The sequence below is a fragment of the Streptomyces sp. NPDC050759 genome (genome assembly GCF_044456945.1).
Classification (GTDB): Bacteria; Actinomycetota; Actinomycetes; order Streptomycetales; family Streptomycetaceae; genus Streptomyces.
This window is the reverse complement of the sequence record NZ_JBITGI010000012.1, coordinates 172,477-194,656: the sequence shown is the minus strand read 5'-3', so window position 1 is coordinate 194,656 and position 22,180 is coordinate 172,477. Positions and strand designations below refer to the sequence as shown.

General features: G+C 69.1%; 21 protein-coding genes. 14 read left to right on the top strand and 7 right to left on the bottom strand.

Going from position 1 to position 22,180, the window contains the following annotated elements:
• Window positions 1-273: 273 nt before the first annotated feature.
• From solA to ACIBJB_RS31305, 14 genes are all read left to right on the top strand, one after another.
• Entirely contained in the window at window positions 274-1,428 is a 1,155-nt protein-coding gene (solA, locus tag ACIBJB_RS31370; protein WP_398935484.1) for an N-methyl-L-tryptophan oxidase, read from the top strand.
• Between the two features lie 114 nt (window positions 1,429-1,542).
• The gene (locus ACIBJB_RS31365; RefSeq protein ID WP_398935482.1) at window positions 1,543-2,223 is read left to right on the top strand and encodes a haloacid dehalogenase type II; all 681 of its coding nucleotides are present in this window, start codon (window positions 1,543-1,545) and stop codon (window positions 2,221-2,223) included.
• A gap of 99 nt (window positions 2,224-2,322) precedes the next feature.
• Window positions 2,323-3,414, top strand: coding sequence for an extracellular solute-binding protein (locus ACIBJB_RS31360; protein ID WP_398935480.1), 1,092 nt, complete (start codon window positions 2,323-2,325; stop codon window positions 3,412-3,414).
• On the top strand, window positions 3,407-4,570 hold the full coding sequence (locus ACIBJB_RS31355; RefSeq protein ID WP_398935478.1) for an ABC transporter ATP-binding protein: 1,164 nt from the start codon (window positions 3,407-3,409) through the stop codon (window positions 4,568-4,570). Before ACIBJB_RS31360 ends, ACIBJB_RS31355 begins: the two co-directional genes overlap by 8 nt.
• A 3-nt stretch (window positions 4,571-4,573) precedes the next feature.
• On the top strand, window positions 4,574-5,476 hold the full coding sequence (locus ACIBJB_RS31350) for an ABC transporter permease (protein WP_398935476.1): 903 nt from the start codon (window positions 4,574-4,576) through the stop codon (window positions 5,474-5,476).
• Window positions 5,473-6,312: an ABC transporter permease gene (locus ACIBJB_RS31345; RefSeq protein WP_398935474.1), complete on the top strand. Its 840-nt coding sequence runs from the start codon at window positions 5,473-5,475 to the stop codon at window positions 6,310-6,312. Before ACIBJB_RS31350 ends, ACIBJB_RS31345 begins: the two co-directional genes overlap by 4 nt.
• 32 nt (window positions 6,313-6,344) lie before the next feature.
• Complete coding sequence (locus ACIBJB_RS31340) at window positions 6,345-7,625, top strand: NAD(P)/FAD-dependent oxidoreductase (protein WP_398935472.1); 1,281 nt, start codon at window positions 6,345-6,347, stop codon at window positions 7,623-7,625.
• 43 nt (window positions 7,626-7,668) lie between these two features.
• Complete coding sequence (locus ACIBJB_RS31335; RefSeq protein WP_398935470.1) at window positions 7,669-9,120, top strand: NAD-dependent succinate-semialdehyde dehydrogenase; 1,452 nt, start codon at window positions 7,669-7,671, stop codon at window positions 9,118-9,120.
• A gap of 1 nt (window position 9,121) precedes the next feature.
• Complete coding sequence (locus ACIBJB_RS31330) at window positions 9,122-10,105, top strand: D-2-hydroxyacid dehydrogenase (protein WP_398935468.1); 984 nt, start codon at window positions 9,122-9,124, stop codon at window positions 10,103-10,105.
• 166 nt (window positions 10,106-10,271) lie between these two features.
• Window positions 10,272-11,573 (top strand): ABC transporter substrate-binding protein, encoded by a 1,302-nt coding sequence (locus ACIBJB_RS31325; protein WP_398935466.1) that lies wholly within the window; start codon window positions 10,272-10,274, stop codon window positions 11,571-11,573.
• 1 nt (window position 11,574) lies between these two features.
• On the top strand, window positions 11,575-12,576 hold the full coding sequence (locus tag ACIBJB_RS31320; RefSeq protein WP_398935463.1) for a carbohydrate ABC transporter permease: 1,002 nt from the start codon (window positions 11,575-11,577) through the stop codon (window positions 12,574-12,576).
• Window positions 12,566-13,435 carry a carbohydrate ABC transporter permease gene (locus tag ACIBJB_RS31315; RefSeq protein ID WP_062038508.1) on the top strand — a complete coding sequence of 290 codons (870 nt, stop codon included), beginning with the start codon at window positions 12,566-12,568 and terminating at the stop codon, window positions 13,433-13,435. The genes ACIBJB_RS31320 and ACIBJB_RS31315 overlap by 11 nt, the downstream gene beginning before the upstream one ends.
• Window positions 13,436-13,458: 23 nt before the next feature.
• The gene (locus ACIBJB_RS31310) at window positions 13,459-13,866 is read left to right on the top strand and encodes an NUDIX domain-containing protein (protein ID WP_398935461.1); all 408 of its coding nucleotides are present in this window, start codon (window positions 13,459-13,461) and stop codon (window positions 13,864-13,866) included.
• Window positions 13,867-13,927: 61 nt separating this feature from the next.
• The gene (locus tag ACIBJB_RS31305) at window positions 13,928-14,494 is read left to right on the top strand and encodes a TetR/AcrR family transcriptional regulator (RefSeq protein WP_398935459.1); all 567 of its coding nucleotides are present in this window, start codon (window positions 13,928-13,930) and stop codon (window positions 14,492-14,494) included.
• A gap of 145 nt (window positions 14,495-14,639) precedes the next feature.
• Here ACIBJB_RS31305 and ACIBJB_RS31300 read toward each other — a convergent pair whose 3' ends face one another.
• From ACIBJB_RS31300 to ACIBJB_RS31270, 7 genes are all read right to left on the bottom strand, one after another.
• Window positions 14,640-15,884, bottom strand: coding sequence for a TerD family protein (locus tag ACIBJB_RS31300; protein WP_398935729.1), 1,245 nt, complete (start codon window positions 15,882-15,884; stop codon window positions 14,640-14,642).
• A 73-nt stretch (window positions 15,885-15,957) separates the two neighbouring features.
• A complete protein-coding gene (locus ACIBJB_RS31295) occupies window positions 15,958-16,947 on the bottom strand; it encodes a zinc-dependent alcohol dehydrogenase family protein (protein WP_398935457.1) in 990 nt (329 codons plus the stop codon).
• Window positions 16,944-17,798, bottom strand: a complete 855-nt coding sequence (locus ACIBJB_RS31290; protein WP_398935455.1) for a carbohydrate ABC transporter permease — start codon at window positions 17,796-17,798, stop codon at window positions 16,944-16,946. Before ACIBJB_RS31290 ends, ACIBJB_RS31295 begins: the two co-directional genes overlap by 4 nt.
• On the bottom strand, window positions 17,795-18,733 hold the full coding sequence (locus ACIBJB_RS31285; protein WP_059206220.1) for a carbohydrate ABC transporter permease: 939 nt from the start codon (window positions 18,731-18,733) through the stop codon (window positions 17,795-17,797). Before ACIBJB_RS31285 ends, ACIBJB_RS31290 begins: the two co-directional genes overlap by 4 nt.
• A complete protein-coding gene (locus ACIBJB_RS31280; RefSeq protein WP_398935452.1) occupies window positions 18,730-20,103 on the bottom strand; it encodes an ABC transporter substrate-binding protein in 1,374 nt (457 codons plus the stop codon). The genes ACIBJB_RS31285 and ACIBJB_RS31280 overlap by 4 nt, the downstream gene beginning before the upstream one ends.
• A gap of 77 nt (window positions 20,104-20,180) precedes the next feature.
• Window positions 20,181-20,948 carry a DeoR/GlpR family DNA-binding transcription regulator gene (locus ACIBJB_RS31275; RefSeq protein WP_398935450.1) on the bottom strand — a complete coding sequence of 256 codons (768 nt, stop codon included), beginning with the start codon at window positions 20,946-20,948 and terminating at the stop codon, window positions 20,181-20,183.
• A 307-nt stretch (window positions 20,949-21,255) separates the two neighbouring features.
• Window positions 21,256-22,065, bottom strand: a complete 810-nt coding sequence (locus ACIBJB_RS31270) for an NAD-dependent epimerase/dehydratase family protein (protein WP_398935448.1) — start codon at window positions 22,063-22,065, stop codon at window positions 21,256-21,258.
• Window positions 22,066-22,180: the final 115 nt, after the last annotated feature.

Genomic DNA, 22,180 nt, shown 5'->3' with positions numbered 1-22,180 from the left:
GTGCTTTCGTCCGAGGGGATCGGGCACACCCTCGCACCGGCCACTCACCGTGACAAGAGGGGGCAGACATTTTGTACGGCCCGGCCGTCCGCGGTGACAGACCGTCTCGAGAAGGCCCCCAGGTGGAACACAGTGTGGGTTGACCTGCAGGTTCCCCCGGGCCGAGAGTGAACGCCATCCCCAGCGGGACCCGAACCGGAAGAGTCCCCACGATGTCCGCACCGTGCTGGGGCCCACTGCCACCCGGACCACACCATCGAAAGGAGCGACCTCATGCGCAACCCGAAGCGCGTCGCCGTGATCGGTGCCGGCAGCATGGGCAGCCAGGCCATGTGGCGACTGGCCGCCCGCGGAGCCGAGGTCATCGGCTACGACCGGTACGCGCCGGGTCATGACCGCGGTGCGGCCGGAGGCGAGACCCGCATCTTCCGAGCCGTCCACCTCGGCGAACCCCGCTACATCCCGCTGCTGCGGCTCGCCGACCGGATGTGGGACCACCTCCAGGAGGAGACCGGATTCTCGCTGCGACGCCGCAGCGGATGCCTGGTGATGGGCGAAACCGCGTCGCCCTCGATGGGCCTCCTCCTCGCCGCCGGCTCCACCCACCGGCTGGATCACGAGGTACTGGACCGGGAGGAACTCGCCCGCCGCTACCCGCAGCACCGCCTCCCGGACGGGCACACCGCCATCCTCGACCGGATGGGCGCCGTCATCAGGCCCGAGGCGTCGATCCAGGCCGCCGCCGCCCGTGCCGAGCAACTGGGCGCCCGGCTGCACCGCTACACCCCGGTGCGGGAGATCGCGCCCGCGACAGGCGGCGGGGTGCACATCGTCACCGACCAGGGCACGGATCGCGTGGACACCGCGGTGGTGACAGTGGGCCCCTGGATCAACACCCTGCTCCCGGACCTGCCGCGCGCGGTCGACGTCCGCCGGCTGATCAGCTCCTGGCACATCCCCACCCGCCACGACTGGTTCACGGGCGGCGCCCCCGCCTTCGTACGCAGCACACCCCACGACTGCTACGGGCTCCCGTCGCCCGACGGCATGTCCGTCAAGCTGGGCCTCTCCTTCAAGCTGGGCCTCCACTCCGCGCGCCATCTGCCGGTATCCGACCCCGAACGGCTCGACCGGACGGTGCGGCCGGAGGAACTCGCCACCATGCGTGAGTTCATCAGCGAGCTGATGCCCGACCTGAACCCCGATCCCATCAGGATGTCGGCCTACATGGAGGGCTACACCGACTCCGGCGACCCGCTCGTCGGCCGCCTCCCCGGCGAGGACGACATCATCGTGATGGCCGGCTTCTCCGGCAGCGGCTTCAAACTGTCACCCGCCATGGGCGAGATCGCCGCCGACCTCGCCCTGGACGGCACCACCGACCATCCCGTCGGCTTCCTGGCACCGGCCGCAGCCGACGCCGTCTGACCTGAAGTCACCTCGCCTCCCCTCATGGGGAAGTCCGTCACCGATGTGCCGGACAAACGGCGACAAATGCTGAATCGAAACCTGCTCCTGCAGCAAAGAAACTGGAGTTCTTCCATGCCCATTCCGTCGTTTCAGTTCCGGCCGAAGTACGTCTCGTTCGACTGCTACGGCACGTTGATCGAGTGGCCGATGACGCCCATCACGCGTGAGCTCGTCGGGGACCAGATCCCCGCGGAGCACTGGGACCAGTTCCTCCGGGAGTTCCGCGGCTACCGCTACGACCAGGTCCGCGGCGAGTACTACGCCTACGAGCAGGTGCTGCAGGACTCCTTCGAGCGGGTCTGCCGCAAGTGGGGTGTGAAGGCGGCGCCGGACGCGGGCAAGCGGTTCGCCGACGGCGTGCGCAGCTGGGGCCCGCACGCCGACGTGCCCGAGCCGCTGAAGAAGATGGGCGAGCACTACAAGCTGGTGATCTTCTCCAACGCTGAGGACTCTTTCCTGAAGGAGAGCGTGCCCCGGCTCGGGGCGGACTTCCACGCGGTCTTCACCGCGGAGCAGGCCGGCTACTACAAGCCCCGGTACGCAGCGTTCGAGTACATGCTCGACCAGCTCGACGCGTCCCCCGAGGACTTCGTGCACGTCTCCTCGCACACCCGCTACGACCTGATGCCGATGCACGACTTGGGCTTCCGCAACCTGATCCTCCTGGACCGGGGCTACGACCCGGTCACCCACGGCTACGACTACGTGCCGGTGAAGTCCCTGGACGAGCTCAACACCATGCTCGGCATCTGAATCCCCACGCACACCGTCCCGCACGGACAGCCCAGAAGGACCCCCCACCCCAGTGTTTTCCGTTCCCCCGAACCCACACCCAGCACCAGGAGGCGCCCGATGGAAGCCAACCGGATAGGACGCAGAACCGTACTCAGCACCGCAGGCGCGCTGGCCGCCGCCACCGTGGTGACCGGCTGCGGCACCCTCATGGGCAGCAGCGAAAGCCGCGGCTCGGGCAGCGCCAAGAAGCGACTCGTCGTCAGCAACAGCGGCGGCACCTACAACGACGCCCTGACGAAGGCGATCTACGAGCCGTTCGCCAAGGAGACCGGCATCACGGTCACCACGGTCAACTACCAGTCGGCGCAGATCATCGCCCAGGTCAAGCAGGGTCGTCCACAGGTCGACCTGATGGACAACACACTGCTGAACTTCCAGAAAATGGCGGGGCTGGAGTGTCTGGAGCCGGTGGACCACGACCGGCTGAAGAGTGTCAAGGACGCCGGGATCGCGGAGCACTACCTGCCGGAGTACGCAGTCGGCAAGAACGTGTGGGCGAGCGTGATGGCCTACCGCACGGACAGCCTCAAGCGCGCCCCGAAGAGCTGGGCCGACTTCTGGAACACGCATTCCTTCAGCGGCCCCCGCTCGCTGCAGAGCGCGGAGGCCGACCTGCCGGAGCTCGAGTTCGCGCTGCTGGCCGACGGTGTGCCGCTGGACAAGCTGTACCCGCTGGATGTGGACCGGGCGTTCGCGTCGATGTCGCGGATCCGCGGCGATGTGAAGAAGTTCTGGAACACCGGCGCCCTGCCGGCCGTTCTGCTCGGCCGCAAGGAGGTCGTCGCGACCAGCCTGTGGGGCGGCCGCGCGGACGAGCTGATCAAGCAGGGTCAGCCGGTCGCCTACCAGTGGAACGGCGCCCGCAGGATGACCAACGGCTGGGGCATCCCGAAGGGCGCGGGCAACACGGACGCGGCCTACCGGCTGATCGACTTCTCGCTGCGTCCCGAGGTACAGGCGGCGTTCTCCAAGCTCTTCCCGCACGGCCCGGTCGTCCCCGGCGCCACCAAACTGCTCTCGGCGGACGTCCTGGCCACCCTGCCGACCTCGCCGACGAACCTCAAGACCGGGTTCGACGCGGATGTGGCCTGGTGGGACAAGAACCGTGACGCCGTCAGCAAGCGCTGGCAGGAGTGGGCCGATGCCTGAGCGGACCCGGAGTCTGACCGCCGCAACGCTGTCCGCCGACCACCTGGCCACCGCCCTGGCCCCTCGCTCCTCCTCACCGACGGGCAAGTCGTTGTCGGTGACGGGGCTGTGCAAGTCCTACGGCGGGACGACAGTGGTCGACGGCGTGGACATGGACATAGCGGCGGGTGAGTTCGTCACCTTCCTCGGCTCCTCCGGTTCCGGCAAGACGACCACGCTGATGATGCTGGCCGGGTTCACCGAGCCCGACTCCGGCGCCATCGCAGTGGACGGCCGGGACATCACCAAACTCAACCCGGGCAAGCGGGACTTCGGTTTCGTCTTCCAGCAGTACCTGCTCTTCCCGCACATGACGGTCGCCGAGAACGTCGCCTTCCCGCTCACCCTGCGCGGTGTGCCGAAGTCGGAGATCCGCCGCCGGGTCGGGGAGACACTGGAGGCGGCGGGCCTGTCGAAGTTCGCCGGCCGCAAGCCCCGTGAGCTCTCCGGTGGTCAGCAGCAGCGCGTCGCCCTGTGCCGGGTGCTGGTCTACCGCCCGCCGATCGTGCTGATGGACGAACCGCTGGGTGCGCTGGACAAGAGGCTCCGCGACCAGATGCAGACCGAGATCAAGTCCATCCAGCGCGAACTCGGCCTGACCGTCGTCTACGTGACGCACGATCAGGAGGAGGCGCTGGTTCTCTCGGACCGGATCGCCATCATGAAGGACGGCCGCATCGAGCAGTTCGACACCCCCCGCGGCCTGTTCGAACGCCCCCGCACCCCGTTCGTCGCCGACTTTCTGGGCGCCGCCAACTTCCTCACCGGCAACGTCGAGGAGGGTGGAGACGACTGCACCCGCGTGCGGCTGGACACCGGCGGCGTCCTCACGGCCCGCGCCCACCCCTGCGTGCCCGGACAGAGCGTGCGTGCCGCGGTGCGGCCGGGCAAGCTGCGCCTGGTCGGTCCCGAGGAGGGTTGCTGTTCCGGCACGGTCGAGACGGCCGTCTACGTCGGCTCGCTCACCCGGATCAGCGTCCGCCTGGACGGTGCCGCTGCGGGGACGCCGCCGCTGCGGATCGAGACCGCCGCCGTCCCGCCGCGTCCCGGCGAGCGGGTGTGTGTCACCGCCGACCGGGACGACGTCAGCGTCTTCGACGCCACGGACGGGGGGTGAACCGTGGCCGGCACCGCTCTCGCACCCGGCAAGGTGCGTGTGAAGACGTCCGCGATGCGCGGGCACCGCTCCCGGCTCGCCCTGGTCAACGCCGTCCCTGTCACGGTGTTCCTGCTGGTGCTGTTCGTCTACCCGATCATCGGGGTGCTCTCCCTCAGCCTCAAGGGCGACAGTGGCGCATTCACCCTGCACTGGTACGCCGACGCCCTCAGCGGTGTGAACCTGTCCGTGCTGCTCTCCACCTTGCGGATCTCCGCGGAGACCGCGGTGCTCAGTCTCCTGGTGGGTTTCGTCCTGGCCCATGCCATCGCCCGGATGCGGCCCGCATTCGCCGCGCTGGCCATGCTGATCGTGGTGGTGCCGCACTTCATCAGTGCCCTGGTGCGCACCTACGGGTGGATCATCATGCTCGGCGACCACGGCCTCATCAACACGCTGTTGACTTCCCTGCACGTGCCCGGAGCCCCGTTCCCGCTGCTCTACAACGAGACCGGTGTGGTCATCGGCACCACCTCGGTCATGCTGCCCTACACCGTCCTGGTCCTGCAGGGCGTGATGCGCGGCGTCGACGGCCGGCTCCTGGCCGCGGCGGCAGGCTTCGGCGCAAGCCGGTTCACCATCTTCCGCAGGATCTACCTGCCGCTGGTCGCGCCCGGAATCGGCACCGCGGGACTGCTCAGCTTCATCCTGTGCCTGGGCTACTACATCACCCCGGCCCTGATGGGCGGCGACAAGCAGACCGTCGTCGCCGCGCTCATCGACCAGCAGGTGATGCAGCAGGACCAGTGGAACTCCGCCGCCGCCTTCGGCGTCATCCTGCTCCTGCTCACCTTCGCCGGCCTGGGCGTGCTCGGCCTGGTCAAGCTCCGCCGCAAGAAGGCACACGCACGAAGGAGCAGCTCATGATGGAACTGCCCGCCACCCGGGCCGGACACATCGGCCGCGCCCTGAGCGCCACCGCGATCCTGCTGTTCCTGGCGATGCCCATCGTCATCATCCTGGTCACCTCCTTCGGCGCCGACGGCATCGGCACCTTCCCGCCGAAGGAGTACAGCACCCACTGGTACGAGCAGATGGCCGCGCCCGGCGGCAACTGGGCCACCTCCATCGCCCTGTCCAGCCTCATCGCCTCCCTCACCACCGTGTTCTCCCTCATCCTGGGAGCCACCGCCGCCACCGCCCTGGCCCGCGGCCGACTGCCCCTGCACACGGCGGTCTACGGGCTGGTCCTGGCTCCGCTGCTCATCCCCCAAGTGGTCATCGCGCTCGGCCTGTTCCTGTTCTTCGAACCGGCCGGAATGCTCGGCAGCCCCCTGGCCATCGCTCTCGGCCACACCGTGCTCGCCGCGCCCATCGCGATCCTCATCATGATCTCCACGCTGAGGGGCATCGACGAACGGCTCGAAGACGCCGCCGCCAGCATGGGCGCCAACCGGGTGACCATCGCCCGGCGCATCACCTTCCCCCTGGCCACCCCCGGGTTGATCGCCGCCGCGGTGTTCTCGTTCATCACCAGCTTCGACGAGTTCTTCATCGCCCAGTTCATGTCGACCCCCGACACCCGCACCCTGCCGGTCCTGGTCTTCAACGCCCTGCAGTTCGACGTCGACCCGACCGTCACCGCCGTCAGCGCCGTCCTCATCGCCCTGGCCGTCCTGGCCCTCGCCCTGGTCGTCCTCGTCCGCAGACTCGGCGGCCACCGCGACGGCCAGAACGCCCTCCCCGTCGAACCGCTCACCTGAGCCACGTCGAAACTCCCCGCAGAGGACCCGAAATGAAGACGATTCCCTACTGGATCGAAACCGCTGGGGTGTTTCCCGACCGGTCCGGCAAGCCGCTGACCGAGGACGCCGACCTGGTGGTCATCGGCGCAGGCCTGACGGGTCTGTCCACCGCCCTCCACTCCGCCCGCAAGGGCGCCCGCGTCACCCTCGTCGAGAAGGGCCAGATCGGCTCCGGGGCCTCCGCGCGCAACGGCGGCATGGCCAACCTCGGCTTCACCATCGGCGTGGGCCAGGCCATCCGCCGGTACGGACTCGAGCGGGCCCGCGAGATCTACAACTCCTACGGCGAGGCCGTGGACACCGTCGAGCGGCTCGTGAAAGAGGAGTCCATCGACTGCCAGTTCCACCGCGTCGGACGCCTGGGCGTCGCGTCCCGCCCCGCGCACTTCGAGAACAAGAAGGCCCAACAGCGCGACCTGGCCAAGTACTTCGGACACGAGACCACTCTGGTCAGCAAGTCCGAGCTGCGTTCCGAGATCGGATCCGACGCCTACCACGGCGGCCTGCTCGACCCGTTCAGCGCCGCACTGCACGTCGGCCGCTTCGTGCGCGGCATGGCCGAGGCGTGCGAGCGCACCGGTGTCGAGATCCACGAGCGCAACGCGGCCATCGGCGTGCGGCGAACCGCCGCGGGCCGGTTCGAGGTCAGCACCGAACGCGGTGTGATCCGCGCCGGGCAGGTCATGATGGCCACCGACGCCTACACCGACAAGAACTTCCCGTGGCTGCGCCGCCGTCAGGTCTGCCTGGGCAGCTTCATCATCGTGACCGAGCCGCTCGGCGAGGACCTTGCCCGGGACATCATCCCCAAGGCCCGCCTCATCGTCGACTCCAACCAGGTCTGCCACTACTTCCGGCTCACCCCGGACAACCGGCTGCTGTTCGGCGGCCGCGCCCGCTTCGCACCCTCCGACCCCACCTCGGACAAGAAGAGCGGGGCGGTCCTGTTCCGTGAGATGTGCCAGATCTTCCCCCAACTCGTCCGCACGAAGGTCGAGTACGTGTGGGGCGGCTCCGTCGGATTCGCGATGGACCGCATCGTGCACGCCGGGCAGACCGAGGACGGCGTCCACTACTCCATGGGATACGCGGGCCACGGCGTGCAGATGGCCACGCACATGGGCCAGGTCATGGCCGAGGTGATGGACGGCCACCCCGAGGCCAGCCCGGTCCGCGACCTGGCCCCGCCCCGCATCCCCCTCTACAACGGCACCGCCTGGTTCCTGCCCTTCGCGGGCGCCTACTACAAGACGCTGGACCGCATCCGCTGACCGGTCGGCAGCCCCTCACCGCACATCCAAGGAGATACCCACGATGACTGTCGTCCGTGATGTTCCCAAGCAGCTGTTCATCGGTGGTGACTGGCAGGACGCCGAGTCCGGCCGGACCCTGTCCGTCGACAACCCGGCCACCGGCGATGAGCTGTGCCAGGTCGCCGACGCCTCTCCCGCGGACGGCCGGCGTGCCGTCGAGGCGGCGGTCGCCGCGCAGGCCGCCTGGGCCGCCACTCCGCCCCGGGTGCGCAGCGAGATCCTGCGCCGCGCCTACGACCTCATCATCGCGCGCACCGAGGACCTCGCGCTGCTGATGACCCTGGAGATGGGCAAGCCCCTGGCCGAGGCGCGTGCCGAAGTCGCCTACGGCGCGGAGTTCTTCCGCTGGTTCTCCGAGGAGGCCGTCCGTATCGACGGCGGGCTGACCACCGCCCCCGACGGCAGGAACCGCCTGCTGGTCACCCGCCAGCCCGTCGGCCCCTGCCTGCTCATCACCCCCTGGAACTTCCCCCTGGCCATGGGCACCCGCAAGATCGGCCCCGCCCTCGCCGCCGGCTGCACCATCGTCCTCAAACCCGCCCCCCAGACCCCCCTGACCAGCCTCGCCCTTGCCGCGATCCTGAAGGAAGCCGGTCTGCCCGACGGCGTCCTCAACGTCGTCGTCACCACCGACGCCGCGGGCGTCGTCGAACCCCTCCTGCGCGGCGGGAAGATCCGCAAACTCTCCTTCACCGGCTCCACCCAGGTCGGCCGGATCCTGCTGGCCCAGTGCGCCGACACCGTCATCCGCACCTCCATGGAACTGGGCGGCAACGCCCCCCTCATCGTCTTCGACGACGCCGACCTCGACGTCGCCGTCGAAGGCACCATGGTCGCCAAGATGCGCAACATGGGCGAGTCCTGCTGCGCCGCCAACCGCATCTACGTCCACACCTCCGTCGCCGAGGAGTTCGCCTCCCGCCTCGCCGCCCGCATGGCCGCACTGAAGGTCGGCGACGGCACCGAACCCGGCACCGACGTCGGCCCCCTCATCGACAACGCCGGCCGCAGCAAGGCGCACGACCTGGTGCGGGACGCCGTCAAGCGCGGCGCCACCGTCCTGACCGGCGCCGAACTCCCCGAGGGGCCGGGCTGCTTCTACCCGCCCACCGTCCTCACCGGCATCGCCCCTGAGTCGGCGATCATCGACACCGAGATCTTCGGTCCGGTCGCCGCGATCCGTACCTTCGACACCGAGGACGAGGCCGTCACCGCCGCCAACGACACCGAATTCGGCCTGGCCGCCTACCTGTTCACCCAGAACCTGGACCGCGCCCTGCGCGTCAGCGAACGCCTCGAAAGCGGCATGATCGGCGTCAACACCGGACTGGTCTCCAACCCCGCCGCGCCCTTCGGCGGCGTCAAGCAGTCAGGCCTGGGCCGCGAAGGCGGACGCGTCGGCATCGACGAGTTCCTGGAGTACAAGTACATAGCCGTCCCCGTCGGAGCCTGACATGCCCGAGCGACTCGTCGTCCTCTACCGCGGCAACCGGCCCCCCGCCACCGAACTCATCGAACGTCTCGCGGACACCGTCTACGCCACCGAGGAGGAACTGCCCTATCTCCTCCCCGGTGCCGACGCCCTCCTGGCCTGGGTCACCATCACCCCGGCCATCCGCGAGGCCTGGCCCGACAACCCGGACAAGGCACCCCGCTGGGTCCACGCGGCCTCAGCGGGTGTGGACTCCTTCCTGTTCCCCGCCCTGGTGGACGATCCGGGCGTTGTCCTGACCAACGCCCGCGGGGTCTACGACCAGCCGACCGCCGAGTACGTCCTCGGCCTGATCCTCGCCCTCGCCAAGGACTTCCCCGGCACCTGGGAGCACCAGCGGCGCCGCGAGTGGCGCCCGCGCCCCAGTGACGGCATCACCGGACGCACCGTGCTGGTCTGGGGGACGGGTCCGATCGGCCGGGCCACCGCCCGGCTGTTGCGCGCCGTCGGGATGCGGGTGTCCGGCGCGGGCCGCAAGGCCCGCACGGACGACCCCGACTTCGGCACGGTCCACGGTGCGTCGACCCTGCGCTCCGCCCTGACGGAAGCGGACTACGTCGTCCTGGCCGCACCCCTCACCCAGGGCACTCGGGGCATGGTCGACGCCCCCGTGCTCGCCGCCATGAAGCCGGGGGCACGGCTGATCAACGTGGGCCGGGGCGGACTCGTCGACGAGGAGGCGCTCGTCGACCACCTCGCCGCCGGACGGCTCGGCGGCGCAGCCCTCGACGTGTTCGCCCAGGAACCGCTGCCTGCCGAATCGCCCCTGTGGGACATGCCCGGCGTGATGATCTCCCCGCACACGGCGGGCGAGACCACCAGCGAGCGGGAGGCGCTCGTCGAGGTGTTCCTCGACAACCTCACCCGGCACCTCGAGGGCCGACCCCTGCGCAACGTGGTGGACAAGCGGCGCGGATACGTGGTCGACGAGACGCACCCCGCCTGAGGGCGGCACTGTCGGCAGCAAATTACCGGCACTCAACACATCGCGCCCGCACACGTCTTGACTCCCGTTTTCAGCCACCCCAATACTCGTCGGCAACGTTCACGTGAACGTTCACGGGAGCTTGACATCGTTGTCCTACCCTGTCCCGGAAAGCGAGTGCGCGCCCATGCCACACCGAACGATGTCCCGCAGGCGCCTGCTCGGCGCCTCTCTCGGCGGGGCGGGTGCCGCTCTGCTGGGCCTGTCGGGGTGCGGGAGCGCGAGCGGCTCGATCTCCGCGGGCACCGACCACCTGACGATCTGGTACTGGAACGGCTCGCTGAGCGACAAGCTGCTAGCCACCTCCGCACGCGGCGTGCCGGGGGCGAGCGGGCTGAAGGTCAAGGGCGCCCCGATCGCGGGCGATTACCGGGGCAAGCTGCGGACCGTCATGGCGGCCCGCGCCTATGTGCCGGACCTGGCCTGTCTCAACTCCCCGATCGGGGACTACTTCCCGGACGAGAACGAGTTCGTGGACCTGAAGGACCTGGGCGCGGACGCCGTCGAGGACGAGTACCTCGCCTGGAAGTGGAAGAGCTGCATCAGCCCGGCCGGCCGGATGATCGGCTTCCCGCTGGACGCCGGTCCCACCGCGCTCTACTACCGCCGTGACCTGTTCGAGCAGGCCGGTCTGCCCACCGAACCGGAGGAGGTCGCCGAGGCCACCTCGACCTGGGAGAAGTACCTCCAGGTCGGCAAGACCCTCAAGGCGAGGGCGCCGGGCCATCCGTATCTGGTCTCGCAGATCGCCTATGTGTTCCGGATGGCGCTCTACCAGAGCCCCAAGCAGTTCGTCGACGCCGACAACCGCTTCATCGGCGACCAGGAACACGTGAAGCGCGCCTGGGATCTGGCCGTCGAGACCTACCGGCAGGGGCTGAGCGCCCGGACCCTCGACGGCACGCCCGACTTCAACTCGGCTCTCAGCGGCGGCCGTATCGGCACGATCAACAACGCGGTCTGGTACATCGGCGGCCTCAAGGAAACCGCGCCCAGGACCTCGGGGAAGTGGCGGCTGACCACCATGCCGGACGGTCCGGCGAACTACGGCGGGTCCTACGTCGGCATCACCCGCTACTGCCGTGATCCGGAAGGGGCGTTCGCCTTCCTGAAGTGGATGCTCGGGCCGGCGAACCAACTGAAGAGCTATCAGGAGATGTCGCTGTTCCCCACCACCCCGGCCGTCTACTCCCAGCCGGCGATGCGCGAACCGGACCCGTTCTTCGGCGGGCAGATCCCCGTCGACGTCTTCGGACCGGCGGCGAAGAAGGCCCCGGTGATCTTCTTCAGCGCCTACGAGAACACCGCGAACACCCCGGTCTACCAGGAGCTGACGAACGTGGAGACGCTCGGCAAGAACCCCGACAAGGCCTGGCGCGACGCCATGAACGCCGCCGAACGGGCGCTAGCCCAGCGGGGGGTGAGCTGACATGGCCACCCTGGCACAGGCACCCGCGTCCGACAGCACCGAGGAGCAGGTCCGTACGGAGGCACCGCGGGGCAGGTGGCGGCGTCATCTACCGCCGTACGTCGCCATCTCGCCGTACTACATCCTCTTCGCCCTCTTCGGCGCCTTCCCGGTGTTCTTCTCGTTCTACCTGTCCTTCCACGACTGGGACGGCATCGGGAGCATGAAGTTCGTCGGGTTCAGGCAGTACTACTGGCTGCTGCACGACTCGGTGTTCTGGCACTCGATCGTCAACACCTTCGAGATCTGGTTCATGTCCACGGTGCCGATGCTGTTCCTGGCGCTGGTGCTGGCGTTCCTGCTGCACTCACAGGTGCGGTACTCGGCCGCCTGGCGGGTGGCGTACTTCATTCCGAACGTCACCTCCATGGTCGCCATGACCATCGTGTTCGGGTCGGTCTTCGCGCAGGCGGGGCTCGCCAACTCGTTGCTCAAGGCGGTCGGGGTGGACGGCATCGGCTGGCTGACCTCCTCCCTCGGGATCAAGTCGGCGATCTCCCTCATGGTCATCTGGCGATGGGTCGGCTACAACGCCCTGATCTTCCTGGCCGGTCTCCAGGCCATCCCGAACGAACTCTTCGAGGCCGCCCGGGTCGACGGGGCGAGCAGCCGCCAGGTGCTGTTCCGGGTCGTCGTGCCGCAGCTCAGGCCGGTGATCCTGTTCGCCATCATCACCTCCACCATCGGCGGTCTCCAGATCTTCACCGAGTCGCAGGTGCTGTTCTACTCGGACGACCCGGGCACCGCGGGCGGTCCCGGCCAGGAAGGCATGACGATCGTGCTCTATCTGTGGCAGAAGTCCTTCAACGACCTCCAGTTCGGCTACGGCGCCGCGATGGGCTGGATCCTCTTCGCCCTGATCGCGGTCTTCGCCGTCATCAACTGGCGGCTGGTGTCCGGGGGCGACCGCGACGACCGCCGGGGCATCCCGCTGCTGCGCAAGGGAGGCCGCAATGGCCGCTGAGCACACGAGCTCCAACGCGGGCCTCGCGATCGGCGCCGGCAGCAGGCGGACCCGGGTCCTGGTACGGGTTGCCCTGCTCCTGGGGGTGCTGGTCTCCCTCTTCCCGTTCTACTGGCTGGTGGTGATGGCCTCCGTCACCACCCAGGACATCCTGGCCTACCCGCCCCGGCTGGTGCCGGGCACCCAACTCCTGCACAACATGCGGGAGGTGATCGACCGGATCGATTTCTTCACCTCCCTCTTCAACACGGTCGTGGTGGCCACGGTCGGCACGCTGCTGGTGCTCTTCTTCGACTCCCTGGCGGCCTTCGCCTTCGCCAAGTACGAGTTCCCGGGCAAGAGGATTCTCTTCGGCGTCCTGATGGCGACGTACATGATCCCGTCGCAGTTGGCGCTGGTGCCGCAGTTCGTCACCATGGCCGAGTTCGGCTGGGCGGGCACGCTGAAGGCGCTGATCATCCCGGGGGCGGCCAACGCGTTCGGTATCTTCTGGATGCGTCAGTACGCCCAGAACTCGCTGCCGGACGAGCTCCTCGACGCCGGCCGGATCGACGGCGCCGGGTTCTTCCGGCTCTACGCGCAGGTCGCGCTTCCGCTGTTCCGGCCCGCGCTCGCCTTCCTCGGCATCTTCACCTTCATCAGCCTCTGGAACGACTACATCTGGCCCCTGGTGGTGATGGTCAACCCCGACAAGGTCACCCTCCAGGTCGCCCTCGCCAACCTCAACATCGCCTACAACACCGACTACGCGGTGGTGATGGCCGGCGCGCTGATGAGCGTCCTGCCGCTGATCGTCGTCTTCCTGATCGGCGCACGGCACTTTCTGCGGGATCTGGCGGCGGGGGCGACGAAGATGTGAACGCGGGCGGGTACGGTCCCGGGATGGGGAAGAGCGAGGGCGTTCCGGAGAAGGTGGCCTGGGTTCTGGTGCGTGACGGGCGGGTGTTGGTGACCCGCTGCCGCGGTCTGGATGTCTTCTACTTCCCGGGCGGGAAGCGGGAGCCGGGTGAGTCCGATGCCGAGACCTTGGCGCGCGAGATCGCCGAGGAACTCCGGTCCCGGGTCGACACAGCCACGATGGTGCACGTCGGCACCTTCGAGACGCGGAGGGACGGCGACGGAGGCACGGAGTTCCGGATGATCTGCTACACCGCCGAGTACACCGGTCCGCTGGTTGCCTCGAGCGAGATCGAAGAGTCGGACTGGTTCGGCTACGACGATCGTGCGCGGGTCTCGGCCGTGGACCAGATGGTGTTCGACGCGCTGCACGCCTCCGGTCGGCTGCCCTGAGGGGACAGGCCAGGATTCGGTACCCTGCGGGGAGAGTCTCCGGTTCGCAGGGAGTATCTGGATGACGCAGGTCAGACCCATGCGCGCGGACGCTCGGCGCAACTACGAGCGGTTGCTGAAGGTGGCGGCGGAGGCCTTCGCCGAGCATGGGGAAGGTGCGTCGCTGGACGACATCGCCAAGCGGGCCGGTGTGGGGTCCGGGACGCTGTACCGGCATTTCCCCACGCGGCAGGCCCTGTTGGAGGCGGCGTACGTGGACCGCGTCGAGGGGTTCGCGCGCCGGGCCGACGAGCTCGCGGAGGAGTTGCCGCCGGGGGAGGCGCTGGCGGAGTGGCTGTACGAGCTGTGCGTCGGGACGATCCAGGTGCGGGGGCTGAAGACGCTGCTGGGGTCGGCGGTGGCCGACGAGAGCGAGGCGATGCTCACGGTGTGCGGGACGCATGTGCGGGGCGCGGCGACGCGCCTCGTGGAGGCGGCGCGGGCGGAGGGGACGCTGCGGGCGGACGTCGAGCCGATCGAGTTGCTTCGGCTGGCGCACGGGGTCGTCGGCGCGGCGGAGCTGGCGGACGGCGGGGGCGAGTCCATCCGGCGGTACCTGACACTGCTCACGGAGGGGCTGCGGGCGTAGGGCGCCTGTGGATGTGCCTCGCCGTGTGATCGTGCGCGTACGGGTGCGTCGTGGCTGGTCGCGCCCCGCGGCGGAGCCGCTGATGTCACAGCCCCGCGCCCCTTCTGGGGGCGCGGGGAGCCGAACAACCACCCCCCGGCTCTCCCTAGAGCGCCTGTGCCGCCGGCTTCACCATCCCCCGCACCGTGCGGGACTTCACGAAGTCGCCGATCGCCGTCATCTCCCACTCACCGGAGAACTGCTTGATCAGCTTGGCCATCATCACGCCCGTCTGCGCCTCCGCGTTCGTGAGGTCGAAGCGGACCAGCTCCTCTCCGCTCGCGGCGTCGATGAGGCGGCAGTACGCCTTGGCGACCTCCGTGAACTTCTGGCCGGAGAAGGAGTTGACCGTGAAGACGAGGCCGGTGACCTCCTGGGGGAGCCGGCCGAGGTCGACGACGATCACCTCGTCGTCACCGCCGCCCTCACCCGTGAGGTTGTCACCGGAGTGCTTGATCGCGCCGCCGACGATGGACAGCTTGCCGAAGTAGCAGCTGTCGATGTGGTTGCGCTGCGGCCCGTAGGCGATGACCGACGCGTCGAGGTCGATGTCCTTGCCGCGGTACGCGGGCTCCCAGCCGAGACCCATCTTGACCTGGGAGAGAAGCGGACGCCCGCCCTTGACCAGGGACACCGTCTGGTTCTTCTGGAGACTGACCCGACCCTTGTCGAGGTTGATCTTCCCGGCGCCGGGGGCGGGAGCGGGCGGAGCCGGGGGAGCGGCGGGCGCCGACGGCGCGGCGAGCCGCGGGTCGACGGCCGGGGCGGGCGAGGCCACCGGGGTCTGCACGGTCGGCGCGGGCGGCGGAGTCACCGGCTGCGGCGGGGCGACGGGGGCCGCGGCGGGCGTCGGGGCGGGCTCCTCCACCGTCACGCCGAAGTCCGTCGCGATCCCGGCCAGCCCGTTGGCGTACCCCTGCCCCACCGCCCGGGCCTTCCAGGCGCCGTTGCGCAGGTAGACCTCCACGATCACCAACGCCGTCTCGGTGCCGAGCTGCGGCGGCGTGAACGTGGCCAGCACGCTGTTGTCGTCCGCGTTGCGGATCGTGGCCGTCGGCTCGACGCCCTGGAAGGTCTGGCCCGCGGCGTCCGGGCTGGCGGTGACGACGATCTTCTCGATGCCGGGCGGTACGGCCGAGGTGTCGACGGTGATCGCGTCGGGGGCCGTACCGCCGCCCGAGCGGTACGTCACCCCCGGGCCTGAGGGCTGGTTGTAGAAGATGAAGTCGTCGTCGGAGCGCACCTTGCCGTCGGCGGTGAGCAGCAGGCCCGATACGTCGAGGCGCACGGGCGCGGCGACGTCCACCGTCACGCGGGCGGCGGACAGGGGGATGTTCGAGCCGGGGGTCATAGCTGTCATGCCCCGTGAACGATCGGGCCCACTTTGCCGTTCCCTTACCCGACGGCCAAATGGCCGAGCGGGGCTACGGCACCACCACGATCTTGCGTCCCACCCCCGCCGCGAACTGCTCCAGCGCCTCCGGATACCGGTCCAGGGGCAGCCGGTCGCTGATGAAGATGTCCGGGTCCAGGACACCGGTCGCGAAGAGTTCCGCCGCGCGTTCGAAGCTGTGCAGGACGGCCATCGAGCCGGTGATGGTGATCTCCTGGTTGTAGATGCGGTACGGGTCGATCGTCACCCGCGTCGCGTAGTCGGCCACCCCGAACTGGAGGAAGGTGCCCGCCTTGGCCACCCGCTCCAGGCCGTCCTGGATCGCCGCCGCGTTGCCCGTCGCGTCGACCACCAGGTCCCAGCCCTGCGGACGGTCCAGCTCGTCCGGGTTCGCGGCGGACGCCGAGACGCCGAGCCGGCGGGCCGTCTCCAGGCGGGTCGGGTTCACGTCCACCATGTCCACGCTCGCCGCGCCGGTCCGCTTGGCCAGCTCCAGCATCATCAGGCCCATCGTCCCCGAGCCGTAGATCAGGACATGGGCACCCAGGCGGGACTGCAGGACGTCGTAACCCCGGACCGCGCAGGACAACGGCTCCACCAGCGCCGCGTCCTGGGTACGGACGTGTTCGGGCAGCCGTACGCAATTGGCCACCGGCGCGACCGCGAACTGCGCCGCGCCACCCGCCGTCGTGACGCCGATCGCGGCCCACCGTTCGCAGAGGTTGTTGTGGCCCGTACGGCAGTACCGGCACTCGTAGCAGTACAGGGACGGGTCGACCGCCACCCGGTCGCCGACCGCGAGCTCGGTGACCTGGGTGCCGACGCCGACCACCTGGCCGGCGAACTCGTGGCCCGGCACGATCGGCAGCTTGGGGGCGAACTCGCCCTGGAGGATGTGCAGGTCGGTGCCGCACAGGCCGCACGCGGCGACCTCGACGACGACCTCGCGCGGGCCCGGCGTCGGGTCCGGGACCTCGGCGACGACGGCACGGCCCACGGACTCGATGACGGCGGCCTTCATTTCACGGCTCCCAGTGACAGGCCCTGGACCAGTTTGTCCTGGGCGGCGAACCCCGCGGCGAGCACCGGCAGGGAGATGACGAGCGACGCGGCGCACACCTTGGCCAGGAACAGGCCCTGGCTGGTGATGAAGCCGGTCAGGAAGACGGGGGCGGTCTCGGCCACCACGCCGGTCAGTACCCTCGCGAACAGCAGTTCGTTCCAGCTGAAGATGAAGCAGATCAGGGCCGTCGCCGCGATGCCGGGCAGGGCGATCGGGGCGACCACGCGCGCGAGGATCGTCGGAAGGCGGGCGCCGTCCACGCGCGCGGCCTCGATCACGGCCACCGGGACCTCGGCGAGGAAGGACTGCATCATCCAGACGGCGATCGGCAGGTTCATCGACGTGTAGAGGATGACCAGCAGCCAGATGTTGTCGAGCATGTCGGTGTTCTTCGCGAACAGGTAGATGGGGAGCAGGCCCGCCACCACCGGGAGCATCTTCGTCGACAGGAAGAAGAACAGGACGTCCGTCCACTTCTTCACCGGGCGGATCGACAGCGCGTACGCCGCCGGGAGGGCCAGGAGCAGGACGAAGAGCGTCGAGGCCAGGGAGGCGACCGTCGAGTTGATCAGTGCCGGCCAGGGGCTCGCGCCGCCGCCGGTGCCGAAGAACTCGCGGTAGCCGTCCAGGGTGAGGGCGGCGCCGAAGGAGGGCGGGTTGGTGGCCGCGTCCGTCTCCGAGTGAAAGGACGTCAGGGCCATCCACGCGATCGGCAGGAAGAAGACGATTCCCAGCAGCCAGGCCACCAGGCCCAGGCCGACTCCCTTGCGCGGTACGGCTCCTTTGGGCTTTACGGCGATCGTGCTCATGCCCGGCCCACCTCCTCACGGAACAGGGACGACACCACGCGCAGGGCGAAGGTCGCGATGATGATCGAGCCGATGACGACCAGGACGCCGGCGGCCGAGGCGAGGCCGTTCTCGTGGGCCTGGTAGAAGCTCTGGTAGACGGTGTAGGGAAGGTTGGCCGTGCCCAGGCCGCCGGACGTGATCGTGAAGACCGCGTCGAAGTTCTGGACGATGTAGATCGAGCCCAGCAGGGCGCCCAGCTCCAGATACCTGCGCAGGTGCGGGAGGGTCAGATAGCGGAAGATCTGCCAGTCGCTCGCGCCGTCCACCCGCGCGGCCTCCATCTGCTGCTGGTCGCGGCTCTGCAGGCCGGCCAGCAGGATGAGCATCATGAACGGCGTCCACTGCCAGACCAGGGAGGCCTCGACGGCGAGCAGCGGGGTGTTGGAGATCCAGTCCGGCTGTGGGCCGCCCACATAGTGCAACAACCCATTGAGCAGGCCGTATTCGGGGTTGTAGAGCACATGTTTCCAGAGCAGGGCGGCTGCCACCGGGACCACCAGGAACGGTGCGATCAGCAGGGTGCGGACCACGCCCCGGCCTTTGAAGCGCCGGTCCAGGAGCAGGGCCAGGAGCAGTCCGAGGACGAGGCTGACCAGGACCACCGTCACCGTCAGCAGGACCGTCGTCCATACGGAGTGGCGCAGGTCCGCGTCGGTGAGGACGTCCTTGTAGTTGTCGACCCCGGTGAAGTGACGGGCCTTGGGATAGAGGGAGTTCCAGTCGAAGAACGAGATCACCACCGTGGCCACGAACGGCAGCTGGGTGACCACGATCATGAAGATCAGGGCGGGGAGCAGCGGGGCGCGGGTGGCCCAGGCGCGGAGGCGGGCCTTCGACGGGTCCGCGGTGCGTACGGTCTCGGTGGCCGGCGGGGCCATGGTTGTCGCGGTCATCGTCCCTCGTACTCCTCGGAGATCTTCTCGGCGAGCTGCTGGGACTTCTTCAGGGCCGACTCGACGGACTGGCGTCCGGCGATGGCCGCGCTGATCTCCTGGGAGACCCGGGTGCCGAGATCGGTGAACTCGGGGATGCCGACGAACTGGATGCCGGGCGCGGGGCGCGGCTGCACCCCCGGGTCGTTCGGCCGGGCCTGCTCGATGGCCTCCTTGGTCATCTCCTGGAAGGCGGCGGCCTCTTTGACGTAGGCCGGGTTGGTGTACGTCGACGCGCGTTTGCCGGCCGGCACGTTGGACCAGCCGATCTGGTCGCCGACCAGCTGCTCGTACTGCTTGCTGGAGGCCCAGGAGACGAACTTCCAGGCCTTGTCGGGGTTGCGGGAGGCGTCCTGGATGCCCCAGGCCCAGGTGTAGAGCCAGCCGGAGGACTTGGTCTCCTCGACGGGGGCGGGGGCGTACCCCACCTTGCCCTTGACCGGGGAGCCCTTCGCCTCCAGGGAGCCGGCCGCGGAGGTGGCGTCGTACCACATGGCGACCTTGCCCTGGGTCATGTTGTTGAGGCACTCGGCGAAGCCGGACTGGGCGGCGCCGGACTCGCCGTGGTCGCGGACCAGGTCGACATAGAACTTCACCGCCTTCTCGAACTCGGGGGAGTCGAGGCGGGCCTTCCAGCCCTTGTCGAACCAGGTGCCGCCGAAGGTGTTCACGACCGTGGTGAGCGGGGCCATCACCTCGCCCCAGCCGGGCAGGCCGCGCAGACAGATGCCCTTCATGCCGGACTGGGCGCCGTCCACTTTCGCGGCCAGGTCGGCCACCTGGGTCCAGGTGGGACGGGCCGGCATCGTCAGGCCCTTCTGCGCGAAGACGTCCTTGCGGTACATCAGGAAGGACGACTCGCCGTAGAAGGGCTGGCCGTAGAGCTTGCCGTCGTCGCCGGTCAGCGACTGGCGCATGGGCGCGAGGACGTCCTTCTCGTCGTACGACGGGTCCTTGGTCACGTACGAGTTCATCTCGTGCAGCCAGCCGTTGCGGGCGTAGATGGGGATCTCGTAGTTGGACAGGGTCGCCACGTCGTACTGACCGGCCTGGTTGGCGAAGTCCTGGCTGATCTTGTCGCGGACGTCGTTCTCGGGCAGGACGGTGAAGTTGACCTTGATCCCGGTCTCCTTGGTGAAGTGGGCCCTGGTCAGCTTCTGCAGCTCGGTCATCTGGGGGTTGTTGACCATCAGGACGTTGATGGCGTCGCCGCCCGACCCCGTCCCGCCGGCTCCGACCCAGCAGCCGGAGAGCAGCGGGGCGAGCAGCGTCCCTGCGGCGGCCATGGCGAGCGTGGCTCGCGGCGGCCGTCGTCGGCTCTGGGTTCGCATGGATCGCTCCTGGACATAGAGGGATATATGGGGCACTTCATGGCGCGGAAGGCCCGCTGATCACGGCAGTTCGACCGTCAGACCCGGATGACCTGTGGTCCCAGCAGTGAGTACCGATGAGCCTCGGACGAGGGCAGCAGTGTGCTCGTCACGATCGCCTCCAGCGCGCCGATCTCCGCGAAGCGGCAGAAGCTGACCGCGCCGAACTTGGTGTGCACGCCGGCGAACACCGTGCGGCGGGCGGCCCTGATCGCCTGGGCCTTGACCTCGCTGACCGCGGGGTCGGGGGTGGTGAGGCCGTGTTCGCGGGAGATGCCGTTGGCGCCGATGAAGGCCAGGTCGAGGACGAAGCCGGCCAGCATCTTGGTCGTCCAGTGGTCGACGGTCGCCAGGGTGCCGGGGCGGACCCGGCCGCCGAGCAGCAGGACGGAGGTGTTCTCGGCCTCGGCGAGGGCGCCGGCGACCGGAAGGGACGCGGTGACCACGGTCAGCGGTCGGTCCCGGGGCAGGGCTTCGGCGATGAGCTGCGGGGTGAAGCCCTCGTCGACGAAGACGGTCTCGGCGTCCCCGAGCAGCTCGGCCGCGGCGGCCGCGACCCGGCGCTTCTCGGGCACATGGCTGGTGGCCCGGAAGGCGAGTGTGGTCTCGAACCCGGCGCTCTCCACGGGGTAGGCGCCGCCGTGCGTACGGCGGACCAGGCCGTGTTCCTCCAGGGCGCGGAGGTCTCGGCGCACGGTTTCCTTGGCCACGCCGAGTGCGGCGGCGAGCGCGTTGACGTCGACCGAGCCGGTGGCGCGGGCGGTGCGCACGATGTGCCGCTGGCGGTCTTCTGCGGTGTTCGTCATGGGCTCACCCGCCTTGCTGCTGTGCTGTCTGCCCGTTCGGGCTCTGGGGGAATTTCTACAGCGGGTGGGGTGTGGTGACCAGGTCTGTTGCGGGGGTGATAGTGACCGCGTGTGCCCGTTCGGGCGGGGTGGGCCTACCGGCTCGGGTCGTGCGGTTGGGTGGCGGCTGCGGGTCTGTTGTGGCTGGTCGCGCAGTTCCCCGCGCCCCTGATTGTGCGCTTCGCGCGACAATCAGCGGCTGTCGCCCGTGCCCGGATGTGGCTGCGGGCGGGCCCGTTCGGTGCCCGCCCGCCATGACGCCGGGATTTCAGTACGGCCAGATCGGTGGGTCCGTCACGAACTGGCCGCCCAGGTAGGCGTGGGCCTCGTTGCCGTCCTGGAGCTCGCCCTGTTCGGCGATCAGCTTCTCGGCGTAGGGCTCGGAGTCGTCCTGCGGGTCGTAGCCGAGCGCCCGCGCGGTGGTGAGGTCCCACCACAGGCGGGTGTTGGCGGAGGAGCCGTAGACCACGCTGTGGCCGACCTGCTCGGCGGTCAGGGCCGCGTGGAAGAGGCGGGCGCCGTCGGCCGGGCTCATCCACAGCGAGAGCATGCGCACGCTGGTCGGCTCGGGGAAGCAGGAGCCGATGCGCACGGAGACGGTCTCCAGGCCGTGCTTGTCCCAGTAGAACTGCGCGAGGTCCTCACCGAAGGACTTGGACAGGCCGTAGAAGGTGTCCGGGCGGCGCGGGGTGTCGATCGGGATGAGCGGGTCGGCGCCCTGGGGGCGCGGGGTGTAGCCGACGGCGTGGTTGGAGGAGGCGAAGACGATCCGTCCCACGCCCTCGGCGTGCGCGGCCTCGTACAGGTGGTACGTGCCCTCGATGTTCGCCTTGAGGATCTTCTCGAAAGGGGCTTCCAGGGAGATGCCCGCGAGGTGGATGATCGCGTCGACACCCCGTACGGCTTCGCGCACCGCGTCCTTGTCGGCGAGGTCGGCGACGACCGCGTCCGGCTCGCCCTCGATGGGCCGCAGATCGAGCAGACGCAGGTCGTAGCCGTAGGCCGGGAGGAGATCCCGCATCAGGGTGCCGAGCCCGCCGGCGGCACCGGTGAGCAGAACGGTACGGGGAGCGGGCATCCTCGGGTCTCCTTGGGGCGACGGCCGTATGAGTGCACGGTATTCACATTCGTGGACAAGCTAAGGATCATTGCGCTACTCCGTCAAGGGTGGCGCGACCCCTGTTCATAAATAT